Annotated in this window: 11 protein-coding genes; all 11 read right to left on the bottom strand. The window is 30.0% G+C overall.

The window, feature by feature from the left end; all coding sequences use genetic code 11:
• Positions 1-121: 121 nt before the first annotated feature.
• Positions 122-1,426, bottom strand: a complete 1,305-nt coding sequence (gene mtaB, locus H8S10_RS04760; RefSeq protein WP_186838085.1) for a tRNA (N(6)-L-threonylcarbamoyladenosine(37)-C(2))-methylthiotransferase MtaB — start codon at positions 1,424-1,426, stop codon at positions 122-124.
• Positions 1,426-2,190: an RsmE family RNA methyltransferase gene (locus tag H8S10_RS04765; RefSeq protein WP_186838086.1), complete on the bottom strand. Its 765-nt coding sequence runs from the start codon at positions 2,188-2,190 to the stop codon at positions 1,426-1,428. Before H8S10_RS04765 ends, mtaB begins: the two co-directional genes overlap by 1 nt.
• Positions 2,191-2,208: 18 nt before the next feature.
• Positions 2,209-3,150: a 50S ribosomal protein L11 methyltransferase gene (prmA, locus tag H8S10_RS04770; RefSeq protein ID WP_055267425.1), complete on the bottom strand. Its 942-nt coding sequence runs from the start codon at positions 3,148-3,150 to the stop codon at positions 2,209-2,211.
• A gap of 134 nt (positions 3,151-3,284) precedes the next feature.
• Positions 3,285-4,478 carry an O-antigen ligase family protein gene (locus tag H8S10_RS04775; RefSeq protein ID WP_055267423.1) on the bottom strand — a complete coding sequence of 398 codons (1,194 nt, stop codon included), beginning with the start codon at positions 4,476-4,478 and terminating at the stop codon, positions 3,285-3,287.
• A 220-nt stretch (positions 4,479-4,698) separates the two neighbouring features.
• Positions 4,699-5,355 (bottom strand): tRNA (guanosine(46)-N7)-methyltransferase TrmB, encoded by a 657-nt coding sequence (gene trmB / locus H8S10_RS04780; RefSeq protein ID WP_055267421.1) that lies wholly within the window; start codon positions 5,353-5,355, stop codon positions 4,699-4,701.
• Positions 5,356-5,490: 135 nt separating this feature from the next.
• Complete coding sequence (locus H8S10_RS04785) at positions 5,491-7,041, bottom strand: nitrite/sulfite reductase (protein ID WP_186838087.1); 1,551 nt, start codon at positions 7,039-7,041, stop codon at positions 5,491-5,493.
• A gap of 196 nt (positions 7,042-7,237) precedes the next feature.
• Positions 7,238-8,368, bottom strand: coding sequence for a molecular chaperone DnaJ (gene dnaJ / locus H8S10_RS04790; protein ID WP_186838088.1), 1,131 nt, complete (start codon positions 8,366-8,368; stop codon positions 7,238-7,240).
• 207 nt (positions 8,369-8,575) lie between these two features.
• Complete coding sequence (gene dnaK / locus H8S10_RS04795; protein WP_186838089.1) at positions 8,576-10,429, bottom strand: molecular chaperone DnaK; 1,854 nt, start codon at positions 10,427-10,429, stop codon at positions 8,576-8,578.
• A 62-nt stretch (positions 10,430-10,491) separates the two neighbouring features.
• Positions 10,492-11,085, bottom strand: a complete 594-nt coding sequence (gene grpE / locus H8S10_RS04800) for a nucleotide exchange factor GrpE (protein ID WP_055267413.1) — start codon at positions 11,083-11,085, stop codon at positions 10,492-10,494.
• A 19-nt stretch (positions 11,086-11,104) separates the two neighbouring features.
• Positions 11,105-12,136, bottom strand: coding sequence for a heat-inducible transcriptional repressor HrcA (hrcA, locus tag H8S10_RS04805; RefSeq protein WP_186838090.1), 1,032 nt, complete (start codon positions 12,134-12,136; stop codon positions 11,105-11,107).
• Positions 12,137-12,323: 187 nt separating this feature from the next.
• Complete coding sequence (hemW, locus tag H8S10_RS04810; RefSeq protein ID WP_055267409.1) at positions 12,324-13,454, bottom strand: radical SAM family heme chaperone HemW; 1,131 nt, start codon at positions 13,452-13,454, stop codon at positions 12,324-12,326.
• Between the last annotated feature and the right edge of the window lie 103 nt (positions 13,455-13,557).

The following is a 13,557-nucleotide window of genomic DNA, read 5'->3' on the forward strand; positions in this document are numbered from 1 at the left end:
TACATAAAAAATATGAAATTTATTAAAATCTATTAAAGAAATCTTCTAAATAATAATTAACGTATTTTTATTTTAACCTAACTTTGTAAGCTTTCTTGTAAACCTATCACTTGTCACTATCTTAAACCATTTCTGCTATTGCATAATCTTTTTCTGCTTTTTCTAGCTTAACATCTACTATTCTACCAGTAATATTAGCTGCCATGCAATGAACTTCAACTTTTATATAATTTCTTGTATACCCTTCGTATACATCTTCTTTTCCTTTTACTTGCTGTTCAAATAAAACATCCATTTCTCTATCTATAAACTTCTCAGTAAAAGCTTTTTCATTTATGTCATTTAACTCTATAAGTTTTTTGCTTCTCTCATCTTTAACTTTCCCATCAATTTGGTTTGGCATATCAGCAGCCTTAGTTCCTTTTCTTGGGCTATACTTAAAGATATGAGTTTTTGTAAGCTTTATTCTCTTTAAGAATTCGTAAGTTTCATTGAACTCTTCTTCTGTCTCTCCTGGAAAACCAACTATTACATCTGTTGATATTGACACATCTGGAAGTGTTTCTCTTAAAAGATTTACTGAATCCTCATATTCTTTTGCAGTATATCTTCTATTCATTCTTTTTAATGTAGCATCACAACCACTTTGAAGAGAAAGATGGAAGTGAGGACAAAGCTTCTTAAAGCTTTTTATTTTTTCTATAACTTCTGGAGTGAAGAATGCAGGTTCTATAGATCCTATTCTAATTCTTTCTATCCCATCAATTTTTTCAATTTCTTCAATTATTGAAATTAAATTTACATTACCTTCTAAATCTAATCCGTAAGATGCTGTATGTATTCCAGAAAGTATAACTTCTTTGAATCCATTTTTAGCAAGCTCCCTTACTTCAGAAAGTACCTTGTTTGGATCTTTTGAACATACTGAACCTCTTGCATATGGAATAGTGCAATATGTACAAAATCTATTACATCCATCTTGTATCTTTAAAAATGCTCTAGTTTTATCTTGATAATCTTCTATTTTTAAATCTTCAAAAACTTTGTTTTGAAGGACCCCTTGCACGTGTACCTGAGATTTTCCTTCATCTTTAGCTTTGTTTACATAGTAAACTACATCACCTTTATTTCTAGTTCCTAAAACTACATCCACTCCTGGGATTTCAGAAACTTCTTTTGGTGACATTTGTGAATAACATCCAACTGCTGCTATTATTGCTTCTGGATTAGTTCTTCTTGCTCTACTTATTATCTGTCTTGATTTTTTATCTCCCATGTTGGTTACAGTACAAGTATTTATTACATAAACATCAGAAAACTGATCAAAGTCTACCACTTCATAACCTTCTCTTATAAACTTTTCTGCCATTGCTTCTGATTCATATTGATTAACTCTGCAACCTAATGTAGCAAACGCAACTTTCATTAAATTACTCCTCCTAAATCACTAAGCTCATATTGAATTAAAGATGCTGCTACAAATCCAGCTGTCTCTGTTCTTAAAATTCTCTTGCCTAAAGTTATTATATGAGCACCTTTATCTTTTAGTCTAACAATTTCTTCCTCTTCAAATCCGCCTTCAGGACCAACTAATATTCCTACAGTTTTTATATCTCTTAAATTTATATTATCTTTTCTTAAATTGTTTATTAGAGTCTTTATACCAAACCCTTCTGCATTTTCATAAGGTACTAACATTAAATCTAATGTATCTATCTCTTCTAAAACATCATTAAAATCCATTGGTTCTAAAACCTTAGGAACAATACTTCTTTTGCTTTGCTTTGCTGCTTCAAGAGATATTCTATTTAATCTATCTAACTTCTTAAATTCACCTTTTAGTTTTACATCAACTCTTGAAGTTATTACTGGCTTAAACTCGTAAACTCCAAGTTCAGTACCCTTTTGAACTATAAGATCCATCTTTTGACTTTTAGGAAGTCCTTGATAAAGAGTTATCTTTATATCACTTTCATTACTTCCTTCTATAGTTTTAATTATATTTAATGTTACTTCTTGCTTATTAACACTATTTATTGTAGCTAAATATTCTGTGCCTTCACAATTATTTAAAACTACTTCCTCACCTGATGTTAATCTTAACACCTTCATTATATGCTTAACATCATCACCTATTATTTTTCCTACATTTTCATTTATTAATTCTTTTGCCGTAAAAAATTTATGCATACTTTTCACCTTTAAAGACTATTTTAATTTTGCAACTATACAGTTCCATTCTCCATCTCTATTTTTCTCTATTACTTCAAAACCTGAAGCTTCTAGCTTATCAACTACCATATCTACTCTATCATGAATAATTCCAGACGTTATAAAATATCCATTTTGCTTTAACACTCTCTTAACATCATCTGTAAGAATACAAATTATTTCAGCTAATATATTAGCAACTACTACATCGGCTTTTCCTTCTATAACTTCAACTAAGTTTCCGTGTAATATTTCTATATTATCTAAGTTATTATATTGAACATTTTCCAAAGAAGATTCTACAGCAACAGGATCTAAATCAACCCCTACAGCTTTTTTAGCTCCTAACTTAGCCGCTGCTATAGCAAGTATTCCTGATCCACACCCTACATCAAAAACAACACTTTCTTCTTTAACATACTTTTCTAATGATTGTATGCACATTCTAGTAGTTTCATGAGTTCCTGTTCCAAAAGCCATTCCTGGGTCTAAATTGACAACTAACTCACCATCTTTTTCTTCGTATTCTTCCCATATTGGCTTAACAACTATTTTCTCACCAACTTTAGAAGGCTTATAATATTTCTTCCAATTATTTGCCCAATCTTCTTCATGAACCTTTTCTGATTCTAACTTTCCTTCTCCAAGGTTTATTCCCATTTCTTTTAATTCTGAAAGTCTTTCATCTATGTATTTAAGAACTTCTTCTATATTATCTTCTTCTGAAAAATACGCTTTAACAACAGCAGCATTTCCTTTATGTTCTAAAATATTTATATCAGCAAAATCCCAAGTTAATGGTCCTTGCTCTCTTCCTAATATATCGTTTGGATCCTCTATTGCAACACCTTTGCAGTCTAAGCTATAAAAAATACCTGATACTGGCTCTAAAGCCTCACTTGTAGTTATAACTCTTACTTCAATCCATGTTCCTTCCATGTATATCATCCTCTCTTATTTTTTCCTATGACTAATTCTATATTCTACACTTATGTAAAGATAAAGTCTATATCTAATTTCTATTAAAAGCCATATTAAAAAGAGCCGTATAAACAGCCCTTTTTACATTTTAATTAAATTACAATTGTTTTGGCTTCCAGCTTAATAACATTTCCTTTATATTTTCTCTTTCTTTTATTTTCTACTTTTAATTTTCCATGTGATAAATTGAATACAATCGCACATGTGGACATAAATAATATTCCTAACTGCGGTGCATATAACGAACAATCAACTAACCCTTGAACTATCACAATCACATTTAGCGCCACTAATAATGGTACTAATGGTTCTTTTGTTTTATAAAGCTTAAATAAATCTTTAAACATCTTTAGCTTTATATATAAATACATACATAATCCAATTAATCCCGTAGATACCCAAAATGTTAAGTAAATATTATGTGAGTGTATACTATTTCCATTGTTATAGAAAAATTCTTTCCCATGTTCTAATGTAGCTAACGTCCCCCATCCCATTAAGGGCTTTTGAGCTATCATCTTTAAAGATCCAGTCCATATATCATATCTCGAAGAAAAAGAAATTCTAAGCTCATTAAAAACAGCTTTACTATCACCTTTACTTTCTAATATTAAAAACATTGATATAATAGTAAAAATGCTTAATCCTAAAATTATCATCTTTCTCTTATCTTTTAAACTCTTTAAAACATAGTAACAAATAAACGCCGCTACAAAAGCTACAAGAGCACCTGATGATTCTGTCAGTAAAAGTGCTATCAATATTATAGCAATGCATAGAGTATAAATATTTTTTTGTTTTTTTCCACTTGTTATTGCTCTTAAATATAAAGCTATAAATATAGCACTTGCAAACCAAGCCCCAGCCATATTAGGATTACCATAAGCACTAATAACCCTATCATTGAATGGATTTGAAAACTCTCCAGTTTTTCTAAAAATATAAAAATATACTCCCTTTTCTATTATTCCATTAATTGCCGTTAAAGCAGTTAGATAGATAGAATATTTAAAAGTCTTATGAATTCTTCTTATACTTATAAAATATCTCTGTCCCAAAAATCCTATAGCAAAGTACATAAGCAACATACTTGATCCTAAAAATGATAATACACTTTCATTTATAATCGCCACTATAAGAGACCAAATAAACAGCACTAATAGACCTATATTTAAATAGTTTTTTTCTATTTTACCTTTATTCTTAAACATTAAATACGTTGCATAGATTCCTGGAATAATAGAAGTAATAGGAGAAAATACAATCATCGTTACAAAAAATATCATAATCTTATCACCATTATTCCTTATTTCTTTTCAAAGCACTCGTACAAGTATACAGTTATTATAATTTAAATTCAATGAAATTTTCTTTAAAATTTCATTACATTATTGTCACTTTTATCTAGTAAACATATACATTGGATACCTACCATAATTGTTTGTTAAAAAAAATATAAAGTAAAAAGACTGTATTATCCAGTCTTTTTATTTTTAGAAATTTAGCCTATTTATATTCTGCAATTAAAAATTTTGTTTTTATACCTTGTTTCGTGAACATTTCTTCATGTTCTGTAACAACATTTCCCTCAAATCCACTATTGTGTAGATCATATGTTATATATTTTATATCTAAATTACACTCTTTAAAGTACTCTAATGATTCTTCAAATAACTCATCGTCATCTGTTTTAAACCATATTTCACCTTCTTTTTTTAAGAAAGTCTTATACTTGTTTAACTGTCTAGTGTGAGTTAATCTTCTCTTCTTGTGCCTATCTTTTGGCCAAGGATTACAGAAGTTTATATATATTCTATCTACTGTATCATCTTCACTTAGCATATCATCAATAAGAGCTATCTCCTGAGACATTAAGGCAACATTGTTTAATTTATGGTTCTTTTCTTCATATGCCTTTTCTATGTTTCTTTTAGCTAATACTAATACCTCATCCTTTATATCTACGGCAATATAGTTTATATCTGGATTTTCAGATCCATGGACAGCCATAAACGTTCCTTTTCCACAACCTAATTCTAAATAAATAGGATTATTATTCTTAAAGAATTCTTTCCATTTTCCTTTATACTCACTAGGTTTCTGTATAAAGAAGTGACAAGCTTCTAACTCTGGTCTAGCCCATGGTTTTCTTCTCATTCTCATATAACTTCACTCCAAATCTTTTGTTTAAATCATAGATTAATTATACATCTATTTATATTTATTTCAATATTAAAAGGCTGCTATAATTCAAAGCAACCTTTTAATTTTAATTTTATATAATCTTTAGTTATTATTTTAACACTTAAATTCTTCAAATATTTTTTTGAAGCTTTCTTCATTTTTTTCTAAATAAGTTGAAAAATTCATATTTTTATCTTCTAATTCCAGTGAAAGTTTATATATAAATTCTGGGATATCTTTCTTTAAAATATCTCCATAAATTTTTCCTAATCTACATTCTTTAGCTAAGAAGCTTCCATTAACATGTAATTCATAAGCTTCTTGAACTACATCATTTACTCTCTTCTTCTTTCCTGTTAGTCCTATTTCAGCAATTTCATGGACACCACAAGAATTTCCACATCCAGATATATAAACTCTTGGTAGTAAATCTAATCTATTTACTTTTTCTTTTATATAATCTAACATTTCATTTAAAGTTTCTTGGCTATTTCCTATTCCTAATTGGCAAGTCGGAACCCCTATACAAGAAACACTATATTCAAATGAAGTTTTTCCACCAATAGATTTAGTAACATCTAAAAGTCTCTTTACTTCATTTCCGTTAAGATTTCTAACATATACTCCTTCTGTCATTGATAATCTTAACTCTGCTGCATCAAACTCTGAAATTATATCCTTTATAGCCTTTAACTCATCAATCTTTATTTGGCCACCAAATGGATGAATATATAAGCTATATAATCCTTCTTGCTTTTGAGGATATATTCTTTCATCTTCTATATCTATAGCTATTCCCTCTTTATTGCATACTACAGGCGTAACATCTATATCTAATTCTCCTCTTTCTTTAGCTTCTTCTACATATCTTCTATATTCATTAATGAAGTTTTCTTCGCCTAACTTCTCTACCATATATCTTACACGAGCTTTTGCTTTATTTTCATAGTTTCCTTCTGCCTTAAATAAATTAACCATACCTTCTACATAGTATAAAACTTCATCTGGATTTATTAACTCTGGATATATTAAAGCTAATCTCGGATTTCTTCCAAGTCCACCACCTAAATATACCCTAAATTGATTTTTGCCATTTTCATTAACAGCTAAGAACCCAAGATCTTGAATTGTACAGTGTGCAGTATCTCTCTCGCTATTTGAAAATGATACCTTAAGCTTTCTTGGTAATTTATATGTTGTTATTCTTTCCATAAAATAATTTCCTACAGCTAATGCATATGGTGTAGGATCAAAAGCTTCTTCTTTATCTACTCCTGATAACGGTGATAAAGCAACATTTCTTGGGAAGTTACCACCTGCTCCACGAGTATATATATCTTCCTTTAATGCATCTTCCATTAAATCACATACTGAATCTATAGATATTCCATGATATTGTATTGCTTGACGAGTAGTAAAATGTAATTTATCTAATCCATACTTTACTGCCCAGTCATATATTAAATTTAATTGCGGTACAGTAATTATTCCTGATGGAATTCTTAACCTAATCATAAATTCCTTTCCACCTTTATGAGCATAAACTCCCATTCCACCTGAAGCATGCTTAAAATCCATCATAGAGACTTCCCCATCATAAAACTTATGACCTAACTCTCTAAAGTCCTCTATTTCAGATAATAACTTTTCTTTTAATTCTTTCATTGTACACCTCACATCTTTTAATCATATGTTTTAATATACTATTAAAATTATATAAGATTTAATATTATGTTTTATATTTTCAACACTAGTTTAAAATATATTAACTTTTAATACTTTATTAGTATATACCTTTTTGTCACAATAAATTTACCCAAAATTTAATCCAATTAAAAAAGCTGCAAATTCGCAGCTTTTTTTATCTAAATAAATCTTTAAAACCTTTTTTGTGCTTTACTTCACCATCTATACTTTCACCACAAACTTCCATAAATGCTTTTAAAGCATCCTTTTGCTTTTCGTTTAAGTTCTTAGGAATATCAACTATTACTCTTACGTACTGATCTCCTCTACCTGATGAATTAACTCTCGGAACACCTTTACCCTTTAATCTAAATAAAGTTCCTGATTGTGTTCCTTCAGGAATTGTATATTTTACATCTCCATCTACTGTTGGTACAATTATTTCAACACCTAATGCTGCTTTACTCATAGAGATATGAGTATCTATATATATGTCATTTCCTCTTCTTTCAAACTGCTTTGATGCTGATACATTTATTCTTACATATAAATCACCTGCAGGACCACCATTGTTACCATGTTCACCTTGTCCTCTTAATGGAATTATATTTCCTGTATCAACCCCAGCTGGAACTTTAACCTTTATAACTCTTCTCTTTCTTACTTTACCTTTTCCTGAACATGTTGGACATGGATTATCAACTATTGTTCCTTTTCCACCACATCTATCACAAGTTGAAGTACTTACGAAGTTACCAAGCGGTGTTTGTCTTTGAACTCTTACTTGACCACTTCCTCCACATTGATCACAAGTTTTTGGTGTACTTCCAGCCTTAGCACCTGTTCCATGACACTCTTCACAATTTTCATTTTTAGTAATTGTAATCTCTTTTTCAGTTCCAAATATAGCTTCTTCAAAAGTTAAATTTAAAGTATATTCTATATCTGCACCCTTAGTTGGTCCATTTCTTCTTCTTGATGAACCACCACCGCCTCCGAAAAAGCTTTCAAATATATCTCCAAAGCCTCCCATATCTGAGAAGTCAAAGCCACCAAATCCACCTGATCCAAATCCACTTCCATCAAAGTCAGCAGTTCCAAATTGATCATATCTAGCCTTTTTCTCTGGATCAGAAAGTACTTGATATGCTTCATTTATTTCTTTAAACTTTTCTTCTGCTTCCTTATTTCCTTGATTCTTATCAGGATGGTATTTAATAGCTAGCTTTCTAAAGGCTCTTTTTATTTCATCATCACTTGCTCCCTTTTCAAGTCCAAGAGAAGCATAGTAGTCTTTACTTGCCATCTATCATGCCACCACCTATTTTTTTCATTATATTACTTAAGCAATATTAACATTTATAAACAAAATAGTAAACTACTTTATTTAATTAAGGATTAAGAGTTAAAAGTTTATAAAAAAAATTCTAACTAAAGTTTTCTCATTAACTCTTAACTTATCAATCTTAACTTTAAAGAAGGGAAGACGGCTTTGTCTTCCCTCTATAATTTATTATTTATCGTCTTTAACTTCGAAGTCTGCATCTACTACATTGTCATCATGATGAGCTGAACCTTGGTTTGCTCCACCCATATTGTTTGGATCAAATCCTTCTGCTCCACCTTGAGCTCCTGCAGCTTGGTACATCTTTGAAGATATAGCGTAGAATTCTTGAGTTAATTCTTCTGTAGCTTTCTTGATAGCTTCTAAATCTTCTCCATCTTTAACAGCTTTTAATGCATCTAACTTAGCAATTATCTTAGCTTTATCATCAGCAGCAATCTTATCTCCTAATTCTTCTAATTGTTTTTCTGTTTGATAAGCTAATTGGTCAGCATTATTCTTAACTTCTATAGATTCTTTTCTCTTCTTATCTTCTTCAGCAAATTTTTCAGCTTCTTTTACTGCTCTTTCTACTTCTTCATCAGAAAGGTTAGTTGAAGCAGTGATTGTGATGTTAGCTTCTTTTCCAGTTCCTTTATCCATAGCTGAAACCTTAACTATACCGTTAGCATCTATATCAAATGTAACTTCGATTTGTGGAATTCCTCTTGGAGCTGGAGCTATTCCTGATAGAGTAAATCTACCTAAAGTCTTGTTATCAGCAGCCATTTGTCTTTCACCTTGAACTACATGAATTTCAACTGATGTTTGACCATCTGCAGCTGTTGAGAATACTTGACTCTTCTTAGTTGGAATAGTTGTATTTCTTTCTATTAATGCTGTTGCAACTCCACCTAATGTTTCAATTCCAAGTGTTAATGGTGTAACGTCTAATAATAATACGTCTTTAACTTCTCCTGTTAATACACCTGCTTGGATAGCTGCACCTACAGCAACGCATTCATCTGGGTTAACTCCCTTTGAAGGTTCTTTTCCAGTGAAGTTTTTAACTGCTTCTTGAACAGCTGGTATTCTTGTTGATCCACCAACTAATATTACTTTATCTATTTGGCTCATTGAAAGTCCTGCATCAGCTAAAGCTTTCTTCATTGGCTCAATAGATCTTTGAACTAAGTCATGAGTTAATTCATTGAATTTTGCTCTAGTTAAGTTTAAATCTATGTGCTTTGGACCAGTTGCATCAGCAGTGATGAATGGTAAGTTGATGTTTGTTTGCATTGAAGATGATAATTCAATCTTAGCTTTTTCTGCAGCTTCTTTTAATCTTTGAAGTGCCATCTTATCATTTCTTAAATCTATACCATTTTCAGCTTTGAAAGTTTCTGCGATGTAGTTCATTATCTTTTCATCGAAGTCATCTCCACCAAGCTTAGTATCACCATTTGTTGCTAATACTTCGAATACTCCATCACCTAATTCAAGGATAGATACGTCGAATGTACCTCCACCAAGGTCATATACAAATATTTTTTCGCTGTGGTCAGTCTTATCTAGACCATAAGCTAATGAAGCAGCTGTTGGTTCGTTTATTATTCTTAAAACTTCTAATCCTGCTATTCTACCAGCATCTTTAGTTGCTTGTCTTTGAGCATCATTAAAGTATGCAGGAACAGTTATAACTGCTTGAGTTACTTTTTCACCTAAATAAGCTTCAGCATCTGCTTTGATTTTTTGAAGAATCATTGCTGATATTTCTTGTGGTGAATAAGTTTTGTCATCAATCTTAGTTTTGTGGTCAGTTCCCATTTCTCTCTTTATAGAGATTATTGTATGATCAGGATTTGTAATCGCTTGTCTTTTAGCAACTTGCCCTACTAATCTTTCTCCGTTTGCTTGGAAAGATACTACTGATGGAGTAGTTCTTGCACCTTCAGAGTTAGCAATAACTACTGGTTCTCCACCTTCCATAACGGCTACACATGAATTTGTTGTACCTAAATCAATACCTATAATTTTTCCCATAATAATTTCCTCCTCGAAATCTATCTATAATTTAGAATCTTATTTACTTTTATAAAATTAAATTAGTTTGCTACTTTTACCATAGTATATCTAATTATCTTGTCATTTCTTTTATATCCTTTTAAGAATACTTCTGCTACTGAATTCTTTTCAAAATTTTCATCTTGAACATGCATTACTGCTTGATGAAAGTTTGGATCAAATCCTGAAGTAGTATCTATTTCTTCAACACCTAATTTTTCTAAAGATGATTGGAATCCTTTTATAGTCATTTCTATACCTTTTTTAAGGTCTTCAACGCTACCATCTACAGCAATAGCTCTTTCAAGATTATCTAAAACAGGTACTAATTCCTTTAATACATCAACACAAGCATCTGTATAAATACCTTCTTTTTCTTTACTTGTTCTTTTTCTAAAGTTATCATACTCAGCCGATAGTCTCATTAATCTATCTTTTAATGTATTAAGTTCATTATCAAGTTTCTTTTTTTCATCTTTTAACTTTCTTACCATAGATAGTGTATCCTCTTCATTATTTTCTTCCACTACTTCTTCTGTAGTGTCTTCTACTTCTTCAACTATCTCTTCATTAGTTTCTTTTTCTTTAACCTCTTCAAGAACTTCATCTTGTTCTAATTCTCTTTTCTCTTCCATTACTACACCTCAACAATCATTAATCAAGACTTTGATTTTTAAGACTTTTATTTAATTCCTTCATCACTTGAGCCATTATAGAAAGCACCTTAGAATAATTAATTCTTCTAGGACCTATCAGTCCTATACTTCCTATTGCCCTACCTCCTAATGTATACTCTGCTGTTATTACAGAACATTCTTTAGCTTCAGGAATATAGTTTTCATCACCAATTCTTACAGTTATATCACCATCTGGCTCTAACAACTCTATTACACAATCCTTGTTACTTATAAGTTGAATCATCTCTTTAGCTTTTTCAATATCATTATATTCAGGGTAATTAAATAAATTTGTAGTTCCTTCTACCACTAATTCTTCTTTATCGCTGCTATTTAAACTTTCATATAAAGCTGGAAGTATAGCATTAAATAAATCATCAAATCCTGCTAGTTCTTTTTTAACTTCATTTATAACTTCTAAATTAATTGCTTCAATCGTCAAATTCTTCAATTTACTATTTAAAACATCATTAATTCTAGCTAATTTATCACTAGGTGGCATATTACTAATTTTAATTCTATGATTTTTAATTACTCCACTATCTGTAACAATAACTGAAATTAAATTTGATTCATCTATTTTTATAAGCTGAATAGATTTAATATAGCTTCTCTTCATTGAAGGTGTTTGCACTATACATGTTAAATTTGTAAGTTCAGAAAGTAATACACAGGCTTCTTTTAATATTTTATCTACTTCGTACATAGCAGAATTAATTATATATTCTTTAATCTTTAATTCTTCCTCTTTACTTAACTGAGCCTTCTCCATTAACCTATCTACATATAGTCTGTATCCCTTACTTGAAGGTATTCTCCCTGAAGATGTATAGGGTTGCTCTAAGTAACCCATTTCTTCTAGATCCGCCATCTCATTTCTAATAGTTGCAGATCCTACTCCTAAGTTATATTTCTTAGCTATCGTTCTTGATCCAACAGGTTCACCTGTCATAATATAGTCATTAATGATGGCTTGTAATATTTTTATTTTTCTTTCATCAATAGCCATAACACCACTCCTATTGTTAGCACTCATTAAGTTCGAGTGCTAATGACTACATTAACAATATATTATTCTTTAGCTTTTTTGTCAATTTCATATTACGTTAAATTTTCAGAATATTTTTTATAACTTTTTATTTTTTCAAGTTTATCTCTTATTTCCTTTATTTTTCTTTCATTTACTACCATTTCATTTATTTGTCTAATATAAATTCTGCCATTACATTATTAGAAAAGTCCATCCCTATTGATGTTAGGTATATTCTACCGTTTTCTTTCTTTAAGAAACCATTCTTTATATTTTTCTCTAAGACTTTTTCATATATACTCTCTACTGACATATTAAATCTTTCCTCGAATTCCTTAATACTTATTCCTTTATTCATTCTTAATCCCATAAATATAAATTCTTCTATTTCATCTTCTTCAGAATTAATATACTTCTCTTCATATACTTCTATGCCAGAGTTAATTTTACTTATATATTCTTCAATATTATCAATATTTTTAATTCTTGTACCATCTATATAAGAACTTGCTGCAGTACCTAAACCTATATAGTCTTTTAACTGCCAGTATACCTTATTATGCTCACACTCTTTTCCATCTAAACTATAATTGGATATTTCATATTGGTGATACCCATGATCTTTTAATACACCTTTTGTTAATTTATCCATTTCTCTTTCCATTTCTTCAGTAGGAAGCTTCAACAATCCTTTTTCATATAAATTATAGAAAACAGTTCCCTCTTCAATTATTAAACTATATGCAGATATGTGCTCTGGCTTTATACTGCATATAGTTTCTAATGTATCTTTCCAATCTTCAACTGTTTGATTAGGCAGTCCATACATTATATCTACATTAATATTTTTAAATCCTAACTCTCTTGCTAATTTAAAATTATCTAAAAACTCCTCATAGCTATGAATACGACCAACTTCCTTCAATAACGAATCTTTTGTAGATTGTAATCCAAAACTAATCCTATTAACTCCACCATTTTTCATAGCTATCAATTTTTCTTTAAATAAAACTCCTGGATTACATTCCATACTAAATTCGATATCTTTATGAAGATTAAGCTTATTTATTGCTAATAATAGCTTTTCTATTTGATTTACTTCTAAATATGATGGTGTTCCGCCTCCAATAAAAATAGTTTTAATTATATAACCTCTAGCTCTTTTTTCTATTTCCTCAATAAGTGCATCCACATAATCTTCCTTAAATCTTTCTTTTCCTGAATATGATGGAAAATCACAATAAAAACATTTCTGCTTACAAAATGGAATATGTATATATAAACTAATCTCTTTCATCTATCTCAACTCTTTCATCTTTTCTATTTATCTTTTTATATGATAAATTATCATATAAAACATTTTTGAATAAAATAATATATATTAATCTTAAGGAGTAAAT

The organism is Clostridium sp. NSJ-49, assembly GCF_014287725.1.
Lineage (GTDB): Bacteria > Bacillota > Clostridia > Clostridiales > Clostridiaceae > Clostridium > Clostridium disporicum_B.